This window comes from Novosphingobium sp. NDB2Meth1, from assembly GCF_900117425.1.
Classification (GTDB): domain Bacteria; phylum Pseudomonadota; class Alphaproteobacteria; order Sphingomonadales; family Sphingomonadaceae; genus Novosphingobium.
Genome location: NZ_FPEH01000011.1, coordinates 548,547 through 571,084, shown reverse-complemented (window position 1 = coordinate 571,084; position 22,538 = coordinate 548,547). Strand labels below are relative to the sequence as shown.

At 66.2% G+C, this 22,538-nt stretch carries 25 protein-coding genes; 14 read left to right on the top strand and 11 right to left on the bottom strand.

The window, feature by feature from the left end; genetic code table 11:
* The first annotated feature begins 13 nt into the window (after nucleotides 1-13).
* From NDB2M1_RS03010 to NDB2M1_RS02980, 7 genes are all read left to right on the top strand, one after another.
* A complete protein-coding gene (locus NDB2M1_RS03010) occupies nucleotides 14-289 on the top strand; it encodes a hypothetical protein (protein WP_072379396.1) in 276 nt (91 codons plus the stop codon).
* Nucleotides 289-624: a hypothetical protein gene (locus NDB2M1_RS03005; RefSeq protein WP_054123714.1), complete on the top strand. Its 336-nt coding sequence runs from the start codon at nucleotides 289-291 to the stop codon at nucleotides 622-624. Before NDB2M1_RS03010 ends, NDB2M1_RS03005 begins: the two co-directional genes overlap by 1 nt.
* Nucleotides 621-905, top strand: coding sequence for a hypothetical protein (locus tag NDB2M1_RS03000; RefSeq protein WP_072379394.1), 285 nt, complete (start codon nucleotides 621-623; stop codon nucleotides 903-905). Before NDB2M1_RS03005 ends, NDB2M1_RS03000 begins: the two co-directional genes overlap by 4 nt.
* Nucleotides 906-1,011: 106 nt before the next feature.
* Nucleotides 1,012-1,254 carry a hypothetical protein gene (locus NDB2M1_RS02995; protein WP_072379392.1) on the top strand — a complete coding sequence of 81 codons (243 nt, stop codon included), beginning with the start codon at nucleotides 1,012-1,014 and terminating at the stop codon, nucleotides 1,252-1,254.
* A gap of 20 nt (nucleotides 1,255-1,274) precedes the next feature.
* A complete protein-coding gene (locus NDB2M1_RS02990; protein WP_072379390.1) occupies nucleotides 1,275-1,502 on the top strand; it encodes a hypothetical protein in 228 nt (75 codons plus the stop codon).
* Nucleotides 1,503-1,713: 211 nt separating this feature from the next.
* The gene (locus NDB2M1_RS02985) at nucleotides 1,714-2,124 is read left to right on the top strand and encodes a SufE family protein (protein WP_072379388.1); all 411 of its coding nucleotides are present in this window, start codon (nucleotides 1,714-1,716) and stop codon (nucleotides 2,122-2,124) included.
* Between the two features lie 4 nt (nucleotides 2,125-2,128).
* Nucleotides 2,129-2,479, top strand: coding sequence for a YbaN family protein (locus tag NDB2M1_RS02980; RefSeq protein WP_072379386.1), 351 nt, complete (start codon nucleotides 2,129-2,131; stop codon nucleotides 2,477-2,479).
* A gap of 257 nt (nucleotides 2,480-2,736) precedes the next feature.
* Here the strand turns inward: NDB2M1_RS02980 and NDB2M1_RS02975 are convergent, their stop codons facing one another.
* The gene (locus NDB2M1_RS02975) at nucleotides 2,737-3,243 is read right to left on the bottom strand and encodes a sterol desaturase family protein (RefSeq protein ID WP_072379384.1); all 507 of its coding nucleotides are present in this window, start codon (nucleotides 3,241-3,243) and stop codon (nucleotides 2,737-2,739) included.
* Between the two features lie 132 nt (nucleotides 3,244-3,375).
* Between NDB2M1_RS02975 and leuC the strand changes: the two genes are divergently transcribed.
* The 6 genes from leuC (at nucleotide 3,376) to NDB2M1_RS02945 (ending at nucleotide 9,506) form a co-directional block, all read left to right on the top strand.
* Entirely contained in the window at nucleotides 3,376-4,806 is a 1,431-nt protein-coding gene (gene leuC / locus NDB2M1_RS02970; RefSeq protein ID WP_072379382.1) for a 3-isopropylmalate dehydratase large subunit, read from the top strand.
* Nucleotides 4,807-5,142: 336 nt separating this feature from the next.
* A complete protein-coding gene (locus NDB2M1_RS02965) occupies nucleotides 5,143-6,015 on the top strand; it encodes an SDR family NAD(P)-dependent oxidoreductase (RefSeq protein ID WP_072379380.1) in 873 nt (290 codons plus the stop codon).
* 278 nt (nucleotides 6,016-6,293) lie between these two features.
* Entirely contained in the window at nucleotides 6,294-7,220 is a 927-nt protein-coding gene (locus NDB2M1_RS02960) for an OmpA family protein (RefSeq protein ID WP_072379378.1), read from the top strand.
* Between the two features lie 177 nt (nucleotides 7,221-7,397).
* On the top strand, nucleotides 7,398-7,586 hold the full coding sequence (locus NDB2M1_RS02955; RefSeq protein ID WP_054120551.1) for a hypothetical protein: 189 nt from the start codon (nucleotides 7,398-7,400) through the stop codon (nucleotides 7,584-7,586).
* Between the two features lie 112 nt (nucleotides 7,587-7,698).
* Nucleotides 7,699-8,289 carry a 3-isopropylmalate dehydratase small subunit gene (gene leuD, locus NDB2M1_RS02950; RefSeq protein WP_054120550.1) on the top strand — a complete coding sequence of 197 codons (591 nt, stop codon included), beginning with the start codon at nucleotides 7,699-7,701 and terminating at the stop codon, nucleotides 8,287-8,289.
* 218 nt (nucleotides 8,290-8,507) lie between these two features.
* Nucleotides 8,508-9,506: an NADPH:quinone oxidoreductase family protein gene (locus tag NDB2M1_RS02945; RefSeq protein WP_054120549.1), complete on the top strand. Its 999-nt coding sequence runs from the start codon at nucleotides 8,508-8,510 to the stop codon at nucleotides 9,504-9,506.
* A gap of 84 nt (nucleotides 9,507-9,590) precedes the next feature.
* On the opposite strand, the gene NDB2M1_RS02940 is transcribed toward NDB2M1_RS02945, so the two are convergent.
* Together NDB2M1_RS02940 and NDB2M1_RS02935 are read right to left on the bottom strand one after the other, a co-directional pair.
* A complete protein-coding gene (locus NDB2M1_RS02940) occupies nucleotides 9,591-10,010 on the bottom strand; it encodes a DUF2147 domain-containing protein (RefSeq protein WP_072379376.1) in 420 nt (139 codons plus the stop codon).
* A complete protein-coding gene (locus NDB2M1_RS02935; protein WP_083554617.1) occupies nucleotides 10,007-10,699 on the bottom strand; it encodes a trimeric intracellular cation channel family protein in 693 nt (230 codons plus the stop codon). Before NDB2M1_RS02935 ends, NDB2M1_RS02940 begins: the two co-directional genes overlap by 4 nt.
* Before the next feature lie 88 nt (nucleotides 10,700-10,787).
* Between NDB2M1_RS02935 and NDB2M1_RS02930 the strand changes: the two genes are divergently transcribed.
* Nucleotides 10,788-12,986 carry a sensor domain-containing protein gene (locus NDB2M1_RS02930; RefSeq protein WP_072379374.1) on the top strand — a complete coding sequence of 733 codons (2,199 nt, stop codon included), beginning with the start codon at nucleotides 10,788-10,790 and terminating at the stop codon, nucleotides 12,984-12,986.
* A 78-nt stretch (nucleotides 12,987-13,064) separates the two neighbouring features.
* Here the strand turns inward: NDB2M1_RS02930 and lpdA are convergent, their stop codons facing one another.
* The 8 genes from lpdA to NDB2M1_RS02890 form a co-directional block, all read right to left on the bottom strand.
* Nucleotides 13,065-14,486 carry a dihydrolipoyl dehydrogenase gene (gene lpdA, locus NDB2M1_RS02925; protein ID WP_072379372.1) on the bottom strand — a complete coding sequence of 474 codons (1,422 nt, stop codon included), beginning with the start codon at nucleotides 14,484-14,486 and terminating at the stop codon, nucleotides 13,065-13,067.
* 5 nt (nucleotides 14,487-14,491) lie between these two features.
* Nucleotides 14,492-14,959, bottom strand: coding sequence for a hypothetical protein (locus NDB2M1_RS02920; protein ID WP_072379370.1), 468 nt, complete (start codon nucleotides 14,957-14,959; stop codon nucleotides 14,492-14,494).
* A 50-nt stretch (nucleotides 14,960-15,009) separates the two neighbouring features.
* Nucleotides 15,010-15,207 carry a DUF433 domain-containing protein gene (locus tag NDB2M1_RS02915; RefSeq protein WP_072379368.1) on the bottom strand — a complete coding sequence of 66 codons (198 nt, stop codon included), beginning with the start codon at nucleotides 15,205-15,207 and terminating at the stop codon, nucleotides 15,010-15,012.
* An 11-nt stretch (nucleotides 15,208-15,218) separates the two neighbouring features.
* Nucleotides 15,219-16,436, bottom strand: a complete 1,218-nt coding sequence (gene odhB / locus NDB2M1_RS02910) for a 2-oxoglutarate dehydrogenase complex dihydrolipoyllysine-residue succinyltransferase (RefSeq protein WP_072379366.1) — start codon at nucleotides 16,434-16,436, stop codon at nucleotides 15,219-15,221.
* A 26-nt stretch (nucleotides 16,437-16,462) separates the two neighbouring features.
* Complete coding sequence (locus NDB2M1_RS02905; protein WP_072379364.1) at nucleotides 16,463-19,303, bottom strand: 2-oxoglutarate dehydrogenase E1 component; 2,841 nt, start codon at nucleotides 19,301-19,303, stop codon at nucleotides 16,463-16,465.
* A gap of 222 nt (nucleotides 19,304-19,525) precedes the next feature.
* On the bottom strand, nucleotides 19,526-20,488 hold the full coding sequence (mdh, locus tag NDB2M1_RS02900) for a malate dehydrogenase (RefSeq protein ID WP_054120541.1): 963 nt from the start codon (nucleotides 20,486-20,488) through the stop codon (nucleotides 19,526-19,528).
* Nucleotides 20,489-20,706: 218 nt separating this feature from the next.
* Nucleotides 20,707-20,976 (bottom strand): hypothetical protein, encoded by a 270-nt coding sequence (locus NDB2M1_RS02895; protein WP_231624868.1) that lies wholly within the window; start codon nucleotides 20,974-20,976, stop codon nucleotides 20,707-20,709.
* A 296-nt stretch (nucleotides 20,977-21,272) separates the two neighbouring features.
* Nucleotides 21,273-22,316, bottom strand: coding sequence for a cell wall hydrolase (locus NDB2M1_RS02890; protein WP_231624867.1), 1,044 nt, complete (start codon nucleotides 22,314-22,316; stop codon nucleotides 21,273-21,275).
* Nucleotides 22,317-22,538 lie beyond the last annotated feature (222 nt).

Below are 22,538 nucleotides of genomic sequence, written 5' to 3'. Positions count from 1 at the left end.
TGGGGGAACTCCAATGGACAACGGTACAATCGCGCTGATGATCCCGGTCCTCGCGCTCCTCATCCCGATCATCGCGATCTGGACCCAGCACCAGCGCAAGCTCGAGGAAATCCGCGCCTCCACGCTCACCGAAAGCGCCAATCAGATTGGGGCGCAGGCCGCCGCCAGGGCGCAGGCGCTGGAGGAACGGGTCCGCGTCCTCGAAGCCATCGTCACCGACAAGAGCTACGATGTCGCCAGCCAGATCGAGGCGCTTCGCGGCGAAGCGATCGAGCACAGGAGGAACTGATGGGCCCCGAGGAACTCTCGAAACTGGGCGAACTCATGCCGCTGGTCGGCACCGTCACCATCGCCGGCGTGGTCGGCTGGGTCCTCACCACCTGGATGCGCGTCCGCCATGGCTACCCGCTGGATGGTGCATGGGGGCAGGCGGTCTATCCCAAGACCGCATCCGAGGAACTGGAGCGGATCAAGCTGCTCAGCCAGGAAAACGCGCAGCTGCGCGCCGAACTCGGCTCGGTCAAGGACCGCCTCGCCAATGTCGAGCGCATCGTCACCGACAGCGGCTATCATCTGACGCACGAGATCGAGGCCCTTCGTGGCCAGGGGAGCACCAAGCAATGAACGCCGCCGAAGCCATTGCCTTTGCCGCGCTGATGATCGGGCTCATCTCGATCTTCGGAGTCGCCGCCGATGTCTACAAGCGCCGCCTTGCCTTCAAGGAGCGCAAGCTCGAACTCGCGGCCAAGGAAAGCGCCGAGCAGGCCGCCAGCTTCGCCGCTCAGGCACAAAAGCTTGAACAGCGGGTCCGCGTCCTCGAGCGCATCGCCACCGATCGCCAGGGTCAGGAAGTGGCCGCGCTCGCCAGCGAGATCGAAGACCTGCGCACCGCCGCGGCCAATTGAGCCTGCCCGCCGCCCTCCAAAGCCAAACCCTCCAAGGCCAAACCCTCCAAGGCCAAACCCTCCAAGGCCAAACCCTCCAAGGCCAAACCCTCCAAGGACTGAATCCATGAGCTTTACGAGCGCCATCGTCGCGATCGTCGCCATCATTGCCTGGGCCTATCTGCGCAGCACGCGCGAGAGCCGCCTCGGCCCGCGTACCGACCTGCGCGACGCGCTGCCCGCCAACCCCGCGCTCGAACGCGAAGTCGTCGAACTGAGGAAGCGCGTCGAAGTGCTCGAACGCATCCTCACCGATGGCCGCGATGCCAGCCGCCTCGCGCAGGATATCGAAGCCCTGCGCGAACATTGATCCACCACGGAGCCTTCGCCATGCCCTTCACCACAGCCGCCGTGCTCGCCGCCGCCACGCTGGTGGCCATCGCGATCCTCGCCCGCACCGCGCTCACCGCATGGAACGGCTGGCTCGATCTCAAGCGCGCCGAAATCGCCCGCCCTGCCGATACCGGCACCAGCCACGCGCTCGGCCTGATCGACCTCAGCGACATCAAGGAACGCCTGCGCAAGCTCGAAGCCATCGCCGCCGGCGTCGATCTCTGACGACTACGGTCCTCCCCATTTTTGTCCTGAGCTTGTCGAAGGGCACAAATGGGGAGGTGGCCCGCGAAGCGGGTCGGAGGGGTAATCCCTCCCCGAGCTCGTCTCGGGGAGGTGGCAGCCCCGCTCATCCTGAGCCTGTCGAAGGAAGGGCTGGCGGAGGGGCCCTTCTACCGTCTTGCCCGTCTCGCGCGATCCGCTATGTCCCCCGCCCATGAGCCACCTCGACGACATCCTTGAAGAGTACGAATTCCTCGACGCGGACGAACGCTACCGTCTGCTGATCGATCTCGGCCGCAAGCTCGAGGCCATGCCCGAAGCGCTCAAGACCGATGCCACCCTCGTGCGCGGCTGCTCGGCCAGCGTCTGGGTCTATCCGGTCGCCGGAAGCGGGGATGCCTTGCACTTTCTGGCAGACAGCAACGCCGCGATCACCAAGGGCATCGTCGCCCTCGTCCTCGCCGCAGTTCAGGATCAGCCCGCGAAGCAGGTTGCCGAAACCGATATCGCCGCGCTGCTCGCGCCGTTCGACCTCAAGAACCAGCTCTCCTCGAACCGCACGCAAGGCGTCCCCAACATGATCGCCCTCGTGCGCGAACACGCCGCGCGGATCGCGGGGGGATAACCGGGTGCGCCGCCACCTCTGGACCGGGGCGGGCCTCTTCTTCGTCGGCGTGGGCGCGGTCGGCGCCTTCCTGCCGCTGCTGCCCACCGTGCCGTTCCTGCTCCTCGCGCTGTTCTGCTTCGCGCGCGGCAATCCGGTGTGGGAGCAGCGCTTGCTGGCGCATCCCAAGTACGGCCCACTGCTGCTCGATTGGCGCCAACGCCGCGCCATCCCCCGCCGCGCCAAATGGGCCGCGCTGATCGCGATGGCGGTATCGGTCCTCGTCACCGGCATGACCGCTGGCTGGCCCTGGGTGCTGATCCCGGTCGCAGTGATGGCGCTCTCCGGTACCTGGATCTGGACTCGCAACGAGTAACCACGAGGCTTTAGCCGCGCGGACCAATCCGAATGTCCGATTGCGCCCAGTTGCGGACATCACGGCTTACCATCGCCACCAAAAACCCACCGTCACCCCGCGCTTGACACGGGGTTTGGCTGTTCTTCTAACGCCCGGCGTGAAAGGAAAAGCCAAGGCCCGTGTCAAGCACGGGCCGACGGGCAGTGTGCAGGTGGAATTGTCCGCTCCCCACCAATTCCAGCCTTTCACCCCATCACGCAATCTGCCAGCGCAGCCTACTCCACCGCGTCCCGCACCACCGCAATCCCCGCCTCGCGCTGGCGCCGCAGTTCCTGCTTCAGCTTGGCCGGATCGAGCGCAATGATGAAGCCGAAGCTCACCCCGCCTTCCTTGCCGATCGTCGCGTGGTGCAGCTTGTGCGCCTGCACCACCCGCTTGAAATAGCCCTTGCGCGGCACATACTTGAACCAGCGCTGGTGGACGAGCCCGTCGTGGATCAGCGTATAGATGATCCCGTAGATCAGCACGCCCACGCCGATCCACGTCGCCGGCCACCAGGCATAAGCGCCCGCAATCAGCGGACTGCCCCACATGAACCCGCTGATCGAGATCGCCGCGCCGACCACCGCATAGAGGTCGTTGCGCTCGAAAAAGCCGTCGTGCGGTTCGTGATGGTCGCGGTGCCACGCCCAGCCGAAGCCGTGCATCACGTACTTGTGGCTGCTCCAGGCGACGAACTCCATCGCCCATACGGTCGCGAACACGATCAAGAACTGAATCATGCCCCGCCCTCTACACCACCCGGCGCCGCGATCCCAGCCATCCTCTGGGGCAGGTCCGAAAGGTAACAAAATTGCGCGATCATGCCCTCACGCGCCTTGAAAAGCATCCGCACCGGGTCTAGCGCGCAGGCCATGACCAGCACCGCAAAAACGCTCTACGAAAAGATCTGGGCCGCCCACGTCGTCGAGGATCGCGACGATGGCACCAGCCTCGTCTACATCGACCGCCACCTCGTCCATGAAGTGACGAGCCCGCAGGCGTTCGAGGCGCTGCGCCTTACCGGGCGCAAGGTGCGCCGCCCCGATCTCACCCTCGCGGTGCCCGATCACAATCTGCCGACCACCGCCCGCCGCGATGCCAGCGGCGCGCGCGTGCCCATTGCAGACCGCGAAAGCCGCGCGCAGCTCGAAGCGCTCGAAGCCAACGCGCCCGCCTTCGGCATCCGTTATATCGGCGATGCCGATGCGGAGCAGGGCATCGTCCATGTTGTCGGGCCGGAGCAGGGCTTCTCGCTCCCCGGCGCGACCATCGTCTGCGGCGATAGCCACACCGCCTGCCACGGCGGCCTCGGCGCACTCGCCTTCGGCATCGGCACCAGCGAGGTCGAGCACGTGCTCGCCACGCAGACCCTGCTGCTCAAGCGCTCCAAGACGATGGAAGTCCGCGTCGAAGGTACGCTGCTCCCCGGCGTCACCGCCAAGGACGTCGTGCTCCACATCACCGGCGTGCTCGGCGCGGCGGGCGGCACCGGCCATGTCATCGAGTATACGGGTCAGGTCATCCGCGATCTTTCCATCGAGGGCCGCCTCACCGTCTCCAACATGGCGATCGAGCACGGCGCCCGCGCGGGCCTCATCGCGCCGGACGACAAGACCTTCGCCTACCTCAAGGGCCGCCCCTACGCCCCCAAGGGAGAGGAGTGGGACAAGGCCGTCGCCTGGTGGCGCAGCCTCGCCACCGATGCCGGCGCGAAGTACGACAAGACCGTGGTGATCAACGCAGCCGATATCGCCCCCAGCGTCACGTGGGGCACCAGCCCTGAGGACGTCCTCCCGATCACCGGCCTCGTCCCCGCGCCCGAAAGCTTTGCCGATCCTTCCAAGCAGGCCGCTGCGCGTGCCAGCCTCGATTACATGGGGCTCGAACCCGGCCAGCCGCTCACGTCGGTCGAGATCCAGAACGTCTTCATCGGCTCGTGCACCAACAGCCGCATCGAAGACCTGCGCGCCGCCGCCGCCGTGCTCAAGGGCCGCAAGAAGGCGCCGAACGTCTCATGGGCCATCGTCGTCCCCGGCTCGGGCCTCGTGAAGCGTCAGGCCGAGGAAGAGGGCCTCGACAAGATCTTCCTCGAAGCCGGCCTCGAATGGCGCGAACCCGGCTGCTCGGCCTGCCTCGGCATGAACCCTGACAAGGTCCCCGCCGGCGAGCGCTGCGCCTCGACCTCCAACCGCAACTTCGTCGGCCGCCAGGGCCCCGGCGCCCGCACCCACCTCGTCAGCCCCGCGATGGCGGCGGCTGCGGCGGTGACGGGCCGGCTGACGGACGTGCGGGAATTGGTCTGATCGCTGGGGTACGCTGACGAAATCGAACGACTGTTTGCGCCCAGTTGCGGACATCACGGCTTACCATCGCCACCAAAAACCCACCGTCACCCCGTGCTTGACACGGGGTTTGGCTGTTCTTCTAACGCCCGGCCTGAAAGGAAAAGCCAAGCCCCGTGTCAAGCACGGGGCGACGGGTGGGTTGCTGAAATGAGGTCCACTTCCCACCCAATCTCAGTCGCGCCCGCCCTGCTGAGTTTGTCCACGCGGCCAAGCGTGCCTGTGCTACGCCAAGGCTTGCCAGCGCTCTCCAACCCGATATAAGTTGTGTTTTGCAACGTATATCGGGGGCATCCCATGCGCATCGTGATGACCGGCGCCACCGCCGGCTTTGGCCTCTACGCCGCGGAGCGTCTGGTGGAGGCCGGCGCCACGCTCACCATCGGCGCGCGCAACCCCGCCGCGCTGCCCCCGACGCTCCAAGGCCGCGTCAGCGCGCTCCCGCTCGATCTCGATGCGCTCGCCAATGTTCGCCAGTTCGCCGCCGCGCTGGGGGAGGGGCCGATTGACGTCCTCGTCCTCAACGCCGGGCTCCAGCTCGCCAAGCCCGCACGCTCCGCCGATGGGTTCGAGCGCACCTTCGCGGTCAACCACCTCGCGCACTATCTCCTGCTGCGCCTCCTCGCCCCGCGCCTCACCACTGGCGCGCGTGTCATCTTCACCGGCAGCGGCACGCACGATCCGGCGGAGAAGACTCCCGTCACGCCGCCCGTCCACGCTGACGCCATGCGGCTCGCGCGCCCGGAAACCGATCCCACCGCGGAAAAGGGCGTCCGCCAGGCCTGCTTCCGCGCCTACAGCACCTCCAAGCTCTGCAATATCATGACCGCGCGCGAGGCAGCCAAGCGCCTCTCCGGGATCGATGTGCTCGGCTTCGATCCGGGCTACGTCCCCCACACTGGCCTCGGGCGCGACAACGGGCAGGTGATCGCCGCGCTCGTCAGCTATATCCTCCCGCTCCTGATGAAGCGCGACCGCTCGAGCACGATCCCGCGGTCGGGCCAGTTCCTCGCCGATCTCGCCCTGTCGCCCCGCTATGCCGGCGCGCGCGGGGACTACTGGTCGGTGCGCGGGCCTGCACTCATCCGGATCGAGCCCTCGACTCTGGCGCGCGATGACGCCGCCTGCACCCGTCTGTGGGACGACAGCGCTCGCCTCGTCGGGTTATGATGTCGCCCCGCCGCGCCCCCGGAACGCCTCGTCGATAGCACCAAATCGGGCGCTTTCAGGGGCTTGTGCACGCCGGCAACGTTCTGTCGCAGCACCCGCACGGCGCAGCCTTCGCGCGGCCCGTCTCATCCGGTCTGTTCATCTGGCAGCAAGCCTGCTGCAGCAGGGAAGAACCCGAAGCCGTTCATCTTCACGCCGCAAAACCTTGCAGCGAAGAAATCGACTTCCCCCCGCGGCGCCCCGCGCGGCGTCATGACAGAGCTTGAAGGAGTAACCCGATGCGTGCCCCCAATCCCGGAAAGACCGGCCTGATCCTCGTGACAGCGCTGGCCGCTTCCATGCCCGTGCTGGCGCAGGAACTCCCGCCGGTCAGCCAGTCCCAGACTTCGGCCCAGCCCACCGCCAGCGGCGAAATCAGCACCACCGTCGCACCGGGAGCGGCCGACACGGCCTCGCTCCCCAAGGGCCCTGACATCAAGGGCGTCATTTCCCGCCGCAGCGCCGATCGGATCGAGATCACCGCCGATGATGGCACGAAGACCATCGTCAACGTCAACGACTACACCAAGATCCGCTCCAGCAAGGGCCTCTTCGGCATGAGCCGCCAGCAGCTGGCCGCCAATTCGCTGCTCAATGGCCTGCCGGTCACGGTCCACACCCTGCAGTCCGGCGATGCGCTGATGGCGAGCGACATCCAGTTCAAGGACAAGGATCTCAAGATCGCCAACATGATCCGCACCGGCACCAAGCAGGGTTTCGAGGAGGCATCCGCCGCGACCGCCGAAGTCCGCGCCATGACCGAGGCACTGCGCAGCCGCTTCGCCGATATCGACGAATTCAACATCAAGAGCACCACCAACGTGAACTTCGCCTCGGGCAAGACGCAGCTGACCGAGCAGGGCAAGGCCGATCTCTGCGCCACCGCCACGCAGGCGCAAGGCATCAAGAACGCGGTCATGCTCGTCGTGGGCTATGCCGACAGCCGGGGCAGCGAAGAGCTCAACCAGCGCCTCAGCGACCAGCGCGCCACCCGCGTGGTCAACTATCTGCAGCAGGCCTGCGGGTGGAAGCCCTACCGCATGCTCACGCCCAGCGGCATGGCCACCGCCAACCCGCTGGCCGACAACTCCACGCCCGAAGGCCGCGCGCAGAACCGCCGTGTCTCGGTCAATGTCATGGTCAGCAAGGCCGTCGACGGACTCTGATCCTTCTACTCCCCTCCCGCTTGCGGGAGGGACTCGCTTGCTTGACCCCCTCCCGCTTGCGGGAGGGGCTGGGGGTGGGCACCTCGCAAACACACCTGCGGATAGCCCCCCAAGCCCGCTTGCAATCCGGTCCCGCCAAGGCCACTTCGGGTGCAGGCGGGATCAAGGAGCACCTACGTGACCAAGAAGACCGACAAGGATAGCCCCCGGGATAGCAGCAGCAACTGGACCGGCCCTGCCGCCATCGCCGGTGCGGCCATCGGCTCGGCAGCACTCGCCGCCGCTCTCCTCTATTCCTCGCGCCGCAAGGAACGCGCGGACAAGGCCAAGCCCAAGCCCCCTGTCGATCCCATCGAAACAGACTGACCACCCATCAAGCCCCTCCCCGCTCGGGGAGGGGCCCAGGGAGGGGTGAGAGCACTCACAAGCAAAGCTGAAGCCTTGCATCAAGCGCCCCCCGCAGTCTAAGGCGCGGGCCATGGAACCTGTCAGCACCATCGATGGCCGCGCCATCCCGTTCGGCCGCAAGAACATCGATACCGATGTGATCATCCCTGCCGAGTGGCTGAAGACGATCAGCCGCGAAGGCCTCGGCAAGGGCGCATTCCAGGCGCTGCGTCAGGATCCGGACAACATCTTCGACTCGCCCACGTTCAAGGGCTCGCCGATCCTCATCGCGGGTGACAACTTCGGCTGCGGCTCCAGCCGTGAACACGCCGCCTGGGCGCTGCTCGATCTCGGCATCAAGGCCGTCATCGCGCCCTCGTTCTCGGATATCTTCTCGGGCAACGCCTTCAAGAACGGGATCGTCACCGTGGTCCTGCCGCAGGAAGCGATCGACCGCCTGATGGAAGTCGCCCAGACCGAAGCCATCCACATCGACCTCGAAGCGCAGACCGTGACCACCCCGTTCCAGGACCGCTTCACCTTCGAGATCGACGCTTTCCGCAAGCACTGCCTCTTGAACGGCCTCGACGAAGTCGGCCTCACCATGGCCCGCGGCGACGCGATCAGCGCCTACGAAGCAAAAGCCAGCGCCGAGCGCCCTTTCCTCGTCCACCCGGCCTGAGCATTTGACTGGGCAGGCGCCCCGTCCACCTCACCACCATCCCCACCCCGCTCACCCTGAGCCTGTCGAAGGGTGCTGGCGCCGCGCCTGATGCTTCGACAAGCTCAGCATGAGCGGCGTGGGACGACTTAATCCAGCTTAACCACCCGCTTGAATAGGGCTTCCCAAGCCCGTCAAAACGTGGCTCAACGGTGCAAACACATGCATCGGAGAGACCCATGAAAGCCTTGCGCACCCACGCCGTTGGCGGCCCTGAAACCCTGACCCTCGACGAAATCGACGCGCCCGTCGCCGGCCCCGGCCAGGTCGTCGTCGCGGTCAAGGCCTGCGCGATCAACTTCCCTGATACGCTGATGATCCGCGACATGTACCAGTTCAAGCCGCAGCGCCCCTATGCGCCCGGCGGCGAACTCGCCGGTGTCATCGAGAGCGTCGGCGAAGGCGTCACGCAGTGGAAGGCGGGTGACAAGGTCATCGGCATGTGCGGCAACGGCGGCCTTGCCGAAAAGGTCGTGCTCGATCAGGGCCGCATGTTCCCGCTGCCCGAAGGCGTCTCGTTCGAGACCGGCGCGTCCTTGCTGATGACCTACGGCACCACGATCCACGGTCTCAAGGATCGCGGCCGGATCAAGGCGGGTGAGACCATGCTCGTCCTCGGCGCCGCCGGCGGTGTCGGCATTTCCGCCATCGAACTGGGCAAGGCCTATGGCAACCGCGTCATCGCCGCCGTCTCCAGCGAGGAGAAAGCCGCCGCAGCGCGCGAAGCAGGGGCAGACGATGTCGTCATCTACGGCCGCCCGCCCTTCGACAAGGACCAGAGCAAAGCCCTGGCCGACGCGTTCAAGGCCGCCTGCGGCCCGAACGGCGCGGACATCGTCTACGATATCGTCGGCGGCGACTATTCCGAGCCCGCGCTGCGCGCCATCGCGTGGGAAGGCCGCTTCCTCGTCGTCGGCTTCCCCGCCGGCATCGCCCGCCTGCCGCTCAACCTCACGCTGCTCAAGTCCTGCGACGTCTGCGGCGTGTTCTGGGGCGCCTTCACCGCGCGCGAACCGCAGAAGAACGCCGAGCATGTCGCCGAACTGTTCGACCTCCTCAAGGCCGGCAAGATCAACCCCCGCGTCTCCGCCCGCTTCCCCCTCGAACGCGGCGGCGAAGCCATCGCCATGCTCGCCGACCGCAAGGCGGTGGGCAAAGTCGTGGTCACGATGGAGTAACGAGGCCCCCTCGTCCTCCCCATTTTCACGAAGTGCAAATGGGGAGGTGGCCTGCCGCAGGCAGGTCGGAGGGGTACTTCCCTCCTACTTCACCTTCGCCCAGACCTGCGTCTTGCACAGCGGCCAGACAACGCAGCCCTTCACCGTCATCTCGCTCGCTGATTTCAGCGTCACCGTCGCGGAATAGGTCCCGCCATCGCTGGGATTGTAGATCGAGCCCTTCCAGCTGCCGCCCGCCGGCTTGAGCCCGCGGAACACATAAAGGCCGATCAACTGGCGTGAACGCAGCGCCGGGTTCTTGTTGTTGCGGTCGAACCTGTCTTCCGGGCTGCTGCCAGTCCCGCCCAGAATCTTGCCGCAGAGCCCGCCGTCGCACTGCGAAACCTCGATCAGCCCGCCGCGCTCGGGCGTACGCCACGTGCCATAGGGGCTCGCCTGCTCCGCCGCACCAGCGCTCGCCGCCATCACCAGCGCGCCAACCAACAGACCTTTCCGCACCCTCATTCTCCCTTGTCCCGTGTGCGCCCATAGGCCGGCAGTGCCAGCTGCCACTGGATCGCCGCCCCGCGCAGGCCAAAACCCGCCAGCGCCGCCAGCGGCCATACGATCATCTTGTCCACCCCTGCCATATGTCCACCCGCGCAAAGCGCCGAAGTGAGCGCGGCGGGCGTCACATAGAGTTCGGGCCGCATGATGATCGAAGGGCGCCCGGCGATCACGTCGCGGATCACTCCGCCCACGCAGCCGGTGATCACCCCCATCATTGCCGCGGGCACCGGCGCAACGCCCAGCGCCAGCGCCTTGGCCGTCCCCAGCACGGCATAGGCGCCAAGCCCCGCCGCGTCGGCCCATTCGATCACCCGCGTGCTCTCGCTCTGCCACCACCGCGCCGGGCTGAACCACACCAGCAGTGCCGCGCCGAGGCACACCGGCGCGGTCCACGCATTGTGCACCCAGAACACCGGTGCCCCGATCAAAAGGTCGCGCACGGTCCCGCCGCCCACGCCCGTCACCAATGCAAAAAACGCCATGGTAACAAAGGTCTGCCGCATCCGCGCCGCCAGCAGCGCCCCGCTCAGCGCGGTGATCGCGATGCCCGCCGGGTCGAGCGCCGCGATCAGCGCGAACACGTCCGAGGCCGGCAGGCGCGTCGCGGCGGGCAGGCTCAGCGCAAGGACATCGATCGGGCTCATTAACGCTCCCCTTAGGACGAAAGTAACCAACCCATGTCTAGGATGGAATCCGGATCGGTCCTTTTCTCCAACAGGCTTTCTGCGCCACGTGAAGAATCTGCTCAAGCCCTGGCAGGCGTCCCGGCGGCCGCAACCGCCGCCTCCGTGCGACGATGCGGCCGACCGCGCGCAGCACCGGGCGTCTGTCTTCGAGGATATCGAGCGGGGCCATTCCGGTTGGTTCTGGGCCACCGACGCGGCCGGCTGCCTGTCCTACATCTCCCCCGCCGCCTGCGAACGCTTCGGCCTCGCCGCTGAGGATCTGATCGGCAAACCCTTTACCAGCCTGTTCGAGACCGATCCCGAACACCCCGGCGAACGCTCCGACCGTCCGCTGCAGTTCCTCCTCGGCGCGCATGCCCGCCTCGCCGACGTCACCGTCCGCCTCGTCCCCGATCGCTGCCCGCCTGGCGCGCGCCCGGCATGGTGGGCGCTGTCCGGCCAGCCCAAGATCGACGTCGCCCGGCCCGGCTCCGATGGCGCCTTCCACGGCTATCGCGGCAGCGCGCGCGACATCACGCTCGAATACGAGCGCCGCATCGAGGACTCGCGCCTCGCCGAATTCGATTCGCTTACCGGCCTTGCCAATCGCCATCGCATCAGCCGCCGGTTCGATGCGATGCTCGCCGCGTTCAAGGGCACGTTGCGCCCGGTCACGCTGATGATGCTCGATCTCGACCGGTTCAAGCAGGTCAACGACACGCTCGGCCATCCCGCCGGGGATGAATTGCTCCGCCAGGTTGCCCAGCGCCTCACCCGCGTCGTCGGCACGGTGGGCGACATCGGCCGCCTCGGCGGCGACGAATTCCAGATCCTGCTCCCCGACATCGAGGATCGCGGCAAGCTTGGCGAACTCGCCGACAAGATCATCGGCCTCGTCTCGCAGCCCTACCGGATCGACGACAACCACGTCGTCATCGGCGTCTCCATCGGCATGGCCATCGCCCCGTTCGATGGCGGCGAGCGCGAGGACATCGTCCGTGCGGCGGACCTTGCGCTCTATGCCGCCAAGCACGGCGGACGCGGCCAGTTCCGCTTCTACTCCGCCGATCTCAAGGACGAGAAGGAAGAGCGCCGCCAGCTCGAAGAGGCCCTGCGCGAGGCCATCTCCTCCGTGGAGGGCGATGCCGACAACTGGGACGAACCCCAGCTTGCGATGGTCTACCAGCCCGTCGTCCGCACCGACGATCACGTCGTCGTCGGGTTCGAGGCGCTGATGCGCTGGGAACATCCCCAGCGCGGGGCCATTCCGCCGTCGGTGTTCATCCCCGTCGCCGAAGATACCGGCATGATCCTACAGCTGGGCGCCTGGGCGCTGCGCCAGGCCGCGCGTGATGCTGCCGCATGGCCGCATCCCTTGCGCATCGCGGTCAATGTCTCGGCGGTGCAGTTTGCCCACCCCGATTTCCCGCGCATCGTCTCCGATGTGCTCGATAGCGCCGGCCTCGATCCTGAACGGCTCGAACTCGAACTCACCGAATCCGTGTTCATGGGCGACAGCGAGACCACCGATGCGGCGTTCAAGGCGCTCAAGGCTCTCGGCGTGCGGCTCGCGCTCGATGATTTCGGCACCGGCTATTCCTCATTGAGCTACCTCCGCGCCGCACCCTTCGACAAATTGAAGGTCGATCGCAGCTTCGTCGACAGCTGCACCCTCAGCGATCAGAACAGCGCCAAGATCATCGCCGCGATCATCGGCCTCGCCGATGCGCTTGGCATGGAAACCACCGTCGAGGGCGTCGAAGCATTCGACCAGCGCGATGTCGTCTGCGCCAAGGGCGCGCGGTTCATCCAGGGTTTTCTCTATTCGCCCCCGCTCGAACAGGCGGTCCTGCTCGAACGCATGGCGGCGGGCGAACTGCGCATCCCGCCCGAAGGCCCCAAGCGCCATCGGCCCGAGCGCCGCTCGGTCTATCGCCGCATCGGCGTGATCCACGAAGACCACCGCTACGAGGCGCTGCTGCGCAACCTCTCGGCCACCGGCGCGCGCATCGAAGGGCTCGTCGGCGTCCCCGTCGGCACCAGCCTCGTGCTTGATCTCGGCGCGGGCCAGCTCGCCGTCGTCACCGTCTCGCGCTCGGAAGACGCGACCATCGGCGTCGAGTTCGAAACCCCGCTCGTCAGCGATGGTGCCGGCGGCCTCGTCACCCGCTACCGCGCCAGCTCCTACGCGCTCGCCGCCGCCGCCCGCATGGTCAGCACCAGCGCCCCCCAGTTCCTCGAAGTAGAAGTCCGCAAACGCGCCTGACGGTGCCGCACAATAGATAGGGACAGTCCCCCTCTTTTTAGGGGACTGTCCCTATCTATTGTGCGGCACAGCGTCCCCTCAAATATGAATCGGCTTCCCGCCAATCCCCATCGCCGCTTCCTTCAGCGCCTCGGCATGGGTCGGATGCGCGTGGCAGGTATAGGCGATGTCTTCCGCCGTCGCGCCAAACTCCATCGCCAGCGCCGCCTCGGCAATCATCGAACCCGCGACGCTCGCGATGCACCACACGCCCAGCACGCGCTCGGTCTTCGCGTCCGCGATCACCTTCACGAAGCCGTCGGGCTCGTGGTTGGTCTTGGCGCGACTGTTGGCCAGCATCGGGAACTTCGAGACCTTGACCGGCCCCGCTTCCTTTGCCGCTTCCTCGGTCAGGCCCACGCCCGCGATCTCGGGGAAGGTATAGACCACGCCCGGAATCACATTGTGGTTCACGATGCCTGTCTGCCCGGCGATGAACTCCGCCACCGCAACGCCCTCGTCCTCGGCCTTGTGCGCCAGCATCGGACCCGGGATCACATCGCCGATGGCCCAGACGCCCGGCACGCTCGTGCGGAAATCATGCCCCGTCTCGATCTGCCCGCGCTTGTTGAGCTCCAGCCCGATCTTCTCGAGGCCAAGCCCATCCACATTCGGCCGCCGCCCGATGGCCACCAGCACGCAGTCCGCCGTCAACTCCTCAACATCCGCTCGTCCTGAGCCTGTCGAAGGACCGCCAGCAGGCTCCACCGTCAAGGTCGCGGTCTTGCCCTTCACGGCAACGCCCGTCACCTTGGTGGAGAGCTTCAGCTCCATGCCCTGCTTCTTGAAGATCTTGGCGGCTTCCTTGCGGACATCGCCGTCCATGCCGGGCAGCAACTGGTCGAGGAACTCCACCACCGTCACCTTCGCGCCGAGCCGCCGCCACACCGAACCCAGCTCCAGCCCGATCACGCCGCCGCCAATCACCACGAGATGCTCGGGCACGCGCTCCAGCGCCAGCGCGCCGGTGGAATCGACCACCACGCCCGCATCGTTGTCCACGGTCACGCCCGGCAGCGGCGTCACGCTCGAACCGGTCGCGATCACCACGTCCTTCGCGGTCACCTTCGCGCCGCCCACGGAAACGGTGTGCGCATCCTCGAACGCGGCATAGCCCTTGAGCCAGGTCACCTTGTTCTTCTTGAACAGGAACTCGATCCCGCCGGTCAGCTGCTTCACTGAATCGAGCTTCTGCTGCTGCATCGCCGCCAGATCGAGCGTCACCGGCCCGGTCTTGATGCCATAGCTCGCAAACGTGCCATCGACGGCCTCGGCAAACTTCTCCGACCCATGCAGCAGCGCCTTCGAAGGAATGCACCCCACGTTGAGGCACGTACCGCCCAGCGTCTCGCGGCTTTCCGCACAGGCCACCTTCAGCCCCAGCTGCGCCGCGCGGATCGCCGCAACATAGCCGCCGGGACCGGCACCGATGACAAGCACGTCGTAGTCGTATTCAGCCATGTCTCTTACCTCTTCGGGGCCTGCACGCGCAGCGTCCGGCTCATGTGCGTAACGATCGGATCCCAAAAGATCCGCTCGTCAGCTGGATATGTCATATGCAACTCGACAGTCTCGGTCGCATCACTTGCGCCGACACGATATGTGCGACCAAGTTTTTCGGCGTGATAAATGACTTTTCCGTTCAATAGACAGGAATAAGCAAACAGCTCCGGCTTGCTGACCTCATAAGTTACCGAGCCGCCGTCGCAATTGACCGAACGCTCGTCCACGTGAGGTGTTGACCATGCAAGATCAAACTCGGCTCGCTGCGAGCCATGCTGAACGACGAAGCGACCGCTCCTTGATCTCAAGGCTGTTGCCGGAATTTCAACTGTGAGAAACGCCTCATGATACGTGACATACTGCTCCGGCGCAGCAATCGCATGGAGGGGCATGACGCCCCCCAGCATTGTCACCGCAGTAAGCGCGCGCACGTCCAGTTCCCTATGTCTCAGTCAGCAGGCACACGCCTTGCTGTTGTTTTCTAAACAGATGCCGCAAAGAGCTTTGCCGCTTGCAAGTGGCTGCCTGCGATGCCCGGGTAGGACTCTTCGATTTCCTCTTGAGTCCAACCCGCTTCGAGGAGGTTGAGCACAAACTCCACCTTGATCCGCGTTCCACGAAAGATCGGCTTTCCAAAGCCGATATCAGGATTGGTGTAGATGTAGTCCCTCCAATCCATCAAAACAGCCCTCACATATCAATCAGCAGACGCGTCGGGTCTTCTATCGCTTCCTTGATCGTCTTCAAAGCCGTCACCGCCTCGCGGCCATCAATGATGCGGTGGTCATAGGAGAGCGCGATATACATCATCGGCCGCACCACGATCTGCCCATCGCGCACCACCGGCCGGTCCTCGATCCGGTGCAGCCCCAGCACCGCCGACTGCGGCGGGTTGATGATCGGGGTGGACATGAGCCCACCAAACACGCCGCCGTTGGAGATCGTGAAGGTGCCGCCCGCCATGTCGGCCATGGTCAGCGTGCCGTCGCGCGCCTTCTTGCCGTATTCGGCGATGGCCTTCTCGATCGCCGCAAAGCTCATCTTGTCGACATCGCGCACCACCGGCACGACAAGGCCATTGGGCGCCGATACCGCGACCGAAATGTCCACGTAGTCGAAGTAGACGATCTCATCACCCTGCATCTGCGCGTTGACCGAGGGAATGTCCTTCAGCGCCAGCACCGATGCCTTGGCGAAGAAGCTCATGAGGCCCAGCTTCACGCCGTGCTTCTTCTCGAACACGTCCTTGTACTTCGCGCGCGCTTCCATCACCGCGCTCATGTCCACGTCGTTGAACGTGGTGAGCATCGCGGCGGTTTCCTGCGCCTGCTTCAGCCGCTTGGCGATGGTCTGGCGCAGGCGGGTCATCTTGACCCGCTCCTCGCGCCGCTCGCCGCTGGCGCTGACAACCGGCGCGGGGGCCGGGGCAGGGGCCGGAGCCGCCACCACCGGCGCGGGCGCGGCCTGCTTGGCCTGCGCGGCCGCCAGCACGTCTTCCTTGGTCAGGCGCCCGTCCTTGCCGGTGCCCTTCACCGTCGCCGGATCGATCCCATGCTCCAGCACCGCGCGGCGCACCGCCGGCGAAAGCGCCGCCGCATCATCCGCAGCCGCCGCAGCAGCCGGAGCCGCAGCCGCCGGGGCAGGAGCTGCCGCCGGAGCCGTCGCCACCCCGCTCGTCTCGATCAGGCCCAGCAGCGCGCCAACCGCCACGGTGTCACCCTCGGCAGCCACATGCGCGCCCATGATCCCCGCAACCGGGGAGGGCACTTCCACCGCGACCTTGTCGGTCTCGAGGCTCGCGATGGGCTCATCCAGCGCCACCGCCTCGCCGGGCTGCTTGAGCCACTGGCCGACAGTCGCCTCGCTGACGCTTTCGCCGAGCACCGGAACTTTGACTTCGATAGACATGCTTCAATCTCTCAAACGAAAGGGGTTCAGGCCTTCTTCTTGGTCCGGCGCAACTCGCCGCGCACCGAAAGCGAAAGCGCATTGCTGACAAGCGCGGCCTGTTCAGCCGCATGGCGCTTGGCAAGGCCGGTCGCCGGCGAAGCCGCCGCGCTACGGCCCGCATAGCGCGCGCGCTTCACCTTGCTGCCCGCCGCCTTCAGCGCCTCCTCGATCAGCGGCTCCACGAAGAACCACGCACCGTTGTTCTTCGGCTCTTCCTGGCACCACACGACTTCTTCGAGGTTCGTCATGCGCGAAAGGCGCAGCGCCAGCGGCTCGCCCGGGAACGGGTAGAGCTGCTCCAGCCGGATGATCTGCGTATCGGTGATCCCCGCGGCATCGCGCGCCTCGATCAGGTCGTAGGCCACCTTGCCGCTGCACAGGACCACGCGCCGGGTATCCGCGTCCGCCGCCGGATTGAGGTCGGAAAGGATGCGCATGAAGTGCCCCTCGCCGACGAAGTCCGAAGCCTTCGATTTCGCCAGCGGATGGCGCAGCAGGCTCTTGGGCGTCATGATGATCAGCGGCTTGCGGAACGGCCGCTGCATCTGCCGGCGCAGCACGTGGAAGTAGTTCGCCGGGCTGGTGATGTTGCAGACCTGGATATTGTCCTCGGCACACAGCTGGAGATAGCGCTCCAGCCTTGCCGACGAGTGCTCCGGCCCCTGTCCCTCATAGCCATGCGGCAGCAGCATCACGAGGCCGTTGGCGCGCAGCCACTTGGCTTCGGAGGCCGCGATATACTGGTCGATCATGATCTGCGCGCCGTTGGCAAAGTCGCCGAACTGCGCTTCCCACAGCACCAGCGTCTTGGGGTCCGCGCTCGCATAGCCATATTCGAAGCCCAGCACGCCGTACTCGCTCAGCGGGCTGTCATGCACTTCGAACTTGCCATGCGGCAGCGTGGTCAGCGGCACGTACTTGCGCTCGTTGGTCTGGTCGACCCACACCGCATGGCGCTGGCTGAACGTGCCGCGCCCCGAATCCTGCCCGGACAGCCGCACATTGAAGCCCTCGGTCAGCAGGCTGCCGAACGCCAGCGCCTCGCCGGTCGCCCAGTCGAAGCCTTCGCCATCCGCAAACATCGCCTTCTTGGCCTCGATCACGCGGCCCAGCGTCTTGTGGATGGTGAGGTCCTCGGGCACCGTCGTCAGCGTCCGGCCCAGCGCATCGAAGCGCTTCTGGTCGATACCCGTCGCCACGTTGCGCCGCGCCGTTTCCGGGTCCGCCGGCTTGTTGAGCCCGCTCCAGCGCCCGCCGAACCAGTCGGCATGGTTCGCCTTGTAGCTTTTCGCCGCGTCGAATTCGGCCTCCAGCGTTGCGACGAAGCGGTCCTCGGTCTCGCCCTTCCAGTCCTTCTCGATCACGCCCTGCTCGATCAGGCGGCGGGCATAGATCTCGGATACTGCCGGATGCTGCTTGATCTTGGCGTACATCAGCGGCTGGGTGAAGCTCGGCTCGTCGCCCTCGTTGTGGCCGAAGCGGCGATAGCACCACATGTCGACCACCACGTCGCGGCCGAACTTCTGGCGGTAGTCGATCGCGAGCTTGCACGCGAAAGTCACCGCTTCCGGATCATCGCCGTTCACGTGGATGATCGGCGCCTGCACGCCCTTGGCCACATCGCTCGGATAGGGCGAACCGCGGCTGAACTGCGGGCTCGTCGTGAAGCCGATCTGGTTGTTGATGATGAAGTGCAGGCACCCGCCGGTGTTGTAGCCCTTCACGCCCGAAAAGCCGAGGCACTCCCACACGATGCCTTGCCCTGCGAAAGCCGCATCGCCGTGGATCAGGATGGGCAGCACCTGCTTGTGCTTGCCCGGCCCGATGTCCTCGCGGAACGCCTGCTGCGCGCGCGTCTTGCCCAGCACCACCGGGTCCACCGTTTCCAGATGGCTCGGGTTCGGCTGCAAGCTCATGTGCACCTTGATCCCGTCGAACTCGCGGTCCGTGCTGGTGCCGAGGTGGTACTTCACGTCGCCCGAACCGCCGACATCCTCGGGGTTCGCGCTGCCGCCGGAAAACTCGTGGAAGATCACGCGGTAGGGCTTGGCCAGCACGTTCGCCAGCACGTTGAGCCGCCCGCGGTGCGCCATGCCGTAGATGATCTCGCGCACGCCCAGCTGGCCGCCATACTTGATCACCGCCTCCAGCGCCGGGATCATCGATTCGCCGCCATCCAGGCCAAAGCGCTTGGTGCCGACGTATTTCTTGCCGAGGAACTTCTCGTACTGCTCGCCGCGCACCACCGCCGCGAGGATCGCCTTCTTGCCGTTGGGCGTGAAGTCGATGCTCTTGTCGCCGCCCTCGATGCGGTCCTGCAGGAACTTGCGCTCCTCCACGTCGGAGATGTGCATGTATTCCAGGCCGACCTTGCCGCAGTAGTTCTTCTGCAGCACCGCCACGATCTCGCGCGGGGTGGCCCATTGCAGGCCCAGCACGCCGCCGACGAAGACCTTCTTGTCGAGGTCGGGGCCCACAAAGCCGTGGTATTCGGGGGTGATGTCCGCCGGCAGCTCCTGCCGCGCAAGGCCCAGCGGATCGAGGTCCGCCGCCAGATGCCCGCGCACGCGGTAGGTGCGCACCAGCATCATCGCGCGGATCGAGGCGCCCGCCGCGGCTTCCAGCGCCGCTTCATCGAGCGGTGCACCCGCAGCCTTGGCCGCCTTGGCGATTTCCTGCTTCAGCGCCATCGGATCGAGCGCGCGGGTGAGATCGTCGCCCGCTGCCGGGTCGCTTACCGGCCAGCGCTTCGAAGCCCACGAAGGCCCCGCCTGCGGACCCTCCTGCAGAAGGTCCACCTCGAACGAGCGCTCTTCATAACCCATATGTCACTCCTCTCGCCCCGGGGAGGTTGGGGCTTCGGAAAACCATGCTTTCCCACGGACGGAATGCGCCGCCCGATCCGCTAACCACGCAAACCCCTCAAGACTGGCCGCTTTAACCATGTCTCTGCGAAGGGAGCCCGCACCGGGGCCTGCGTAAAACCACTTATCTGAACGGGGCGCGAACCTGCTGCGGGCAGGCCATCCGCGCCCCGTTCGCCAGAATCACGCCAGCGAGCTGTCGATGCCCTTGCAGGCCACCAGCAGTTCCTTCACCGCGTCGACCGAAACCTGCAGGTTCGCCTTCGCCGTGTCGTCGAGCGCGATCTCGATCACCTTCTCCACGCCGCCCGCGCCGATCATCACCGGCACGCCCACGTAGAGCCCGTCCACGCCATAAGCGCCGTCGACATAGGCCGCGCAGGGCAGGATGCGCTTCTGGTCATTGAGATACGCTTCCGCCATCGCGATGCCCGAAGCGGCCGGCGCATAGAACGCCGAACCGGTCTTGAGCAGGCCGACGATCTCGCCGCCGCCGCTGCGCGTGCGCTGCACGATCGCATCGATCTTTTCCTGCGTCGAGGCGCCCATCTTGATGAGGTCGGGCACCGGAATGCCCGCCACGGTCGAGTATTCGACCACCGGCACCATCGTGTCGCCGTGCCCGCCGAGCACGAACGAGGTCACATCGCGCACCGAAACGCCGAACTCCCAGGCGAGGAAGGTGCTGAAGCGCGCCGAATCCAGCACGCCCGCCATGCCGACGACCTTGTTGTGCGGCAGCCCTGAAAACTCGCGCAGTGCCCACACCATCGCGTCGAGCGGATTGGTGATGCAGATCACGAAGGCGTCGGGCGCGTGGGCCTTGATGCCTTCGCCCACGGCCTTCATCACCGAAAGGTTGATGCCCAGCAGGTCATCGCGGCTCATGCCCGGCTTGCGCGGTACGCCCGCGGTCACGATGATCACGTCCGCGCCGGCGATATCGGCATAGTCGTTGGTGCCGGTGATCTTCGCGTCGAAACCCTCGACCGGGCCGCACTGCGAAAGGTCGAGCGCCTTGCCCTGCGGCACGCCTTCGACCACGTCGAACAGCACGATGTCGCCGAGTTCCTTCTGCGCCGCGAGGTGGGCCAGCGTCCCGCCGATGTTGCCGGCGCCGATCAGCGCGATTTTCTTGCGAGCCATGCCTTTGCAATCCTTTCCCGGATACGCGGGACCTGCGACCCATGCGGGCCGCCCAAGAGCTGCCGCCGTTAGGCCTCCCGCGTCCCGCAATGACGGGAAGGATTCCAGACGGATGGGAGCGACCTAAGCCTGCGGGATGGTGATTGCAAGGCGCAAAAACCCGCACTGCGCGGGTTTTTGTGATAACAGTTCGCAATATCAATAAGAGGGTGGAGGCGTCAAGCTTGCGAGGATGCCCGCGCTGCAAACCGGCGCTGCAGCGCCTTTGCCAGCGGCCCGTCCAGCATGGCGCAGACCGCGATCCACCATTCGGCAGCCGCATTGTCGCCGCCTTCGGCAGCAATCTGCGCCGCCTCGCTCGCACGCTGCGCCGCCGACAGGCCATGCGCGCCAAACAAGCGCAGCGCTGCTTCCAGCAGGGCATCGTCTTGCGCGCTGCCGGGGTTCGTGCCGGCCCTGCGCTTGGTTACAGCATCATTGTCGTTCACCGGTCGCGGCATCCGCAGGGCGCGCGGGCGCACCGCGTTTCGGCTCGGGCCCCAATGCAGGCAAGGCGAAATGATCCCATAACGCGGGGCAAAATGCAGCATGGCGAGCACTCCTCGGTTGGGCGATGCACAGGGTATAGCAGGCGGGAGTGAACAGCGCGTTCGCCCTTAGGGTAAAGGACTCAATAACCCTGCCTAGCGAAGAATAACTATATAAAAAACATAGATTTATAGGAGTTGTGGGTGCCTGCCGAAATGGACCTTTCCGGGCAAACTAACCCCGAATCGGACTAAATCTAGCCACCTGGCTGGGCAATCCACTTGCCCGCATTTTCGTAAGCGGGATTGACCGCCGCACCGCCCGGCAACTGCCCGGCACGATACAGTGCATCGCCGCCGCGCGCCTCGACTGCGGGCGCAAACTTCGGTGCCGCCGCGCGCGGCTGCGTGTAGTCCGGAAGCGGCGTCTGTCCGAACGCGGCGGTATTGCGCCCCGGTGCGGCCTGCGCGGCTTGCATCGATTTCAGGGCCTCGATCCGCCCCGCCTCGAATGCCTTTTCCAGCTGGATCGGATCGGCCACGTCCGCCGCCGCCGGGGTCCATGTGCGCGGATGCGGCGCCGCCACCGGCTCGCCGCCCGCATAGACCGCGTTGAACGCCATGGGCCGCCCGGCCGCGCCGCTCCAGCGATAGAACCGGTGCGCGCCGATCGTGCCGATGAAGCTCAGGCTGTCCGCCCAGTAGGGATGCACCGCGCTGGTGTGGTAATGCGTCGCCAGCCCCACCGGCGCATAGACATAGCCCGCCAGCGCATCCGCCGCCACCCGCCGCGCCCGTTCCCAGAACGCCGCCATTGGCCGCCGCGCCATCGATCCGTCGCAGGCAAAGCTGAACTGGCAGCCCGGCCGCTCCGATCCCTGATAGACCACGCCGCACACCGTCTTGGGCCAGGCCGGATGCGCCACGCGGTTGAGCACCACTTGCGCCACCGCGCGCTGCCCCGCATCGGGCTCGCTCGCCGCTTCATAATAGATCGCCGCCGTCAGGCACTGCAGCGCGCGTCCCTGATCCAGACTCGTCCCCCGGGCGAAAATCGGCCGCGCCGCCGGGCCGCTCCCCGTCACCGGAATGGAATCGTCCCGATGAATCTGCGCATCCCACGCAGTGCGCGCCGCATCGGGCGCCAGCAGCCCCGTGTCATCGTTCGCCAGATAGTAGAACGCCGAGCCGGGAAAGCTGTCGCCCGGCCGCTCGAACGGCTGGAGCCCATCGCGCGCCGCTGCCGTCGGCACTCCCGGCGCGATCCACCCCGGCCCCGCGAGCCACAGCGCAAAGCCCATCACGGCAACACCCGCGATTCCCGCCCAGCGCTTGAAGCTCCCCTTCCGCTCATCCTGAGCCTGTCGAAGGGGGGAGGGGTCTTCCCTATTGCTCCCCTCCCGCTTGCGGGAGGGGTTGGGGGAGGGCCTGTCAACCTCAACATGAGGCCGCTCGACCACCGGCGCAACAGGCACCACCACCCGCCGAGGCGCCAAGGCCTCGGGCGGCAGTTTCACCGGCCG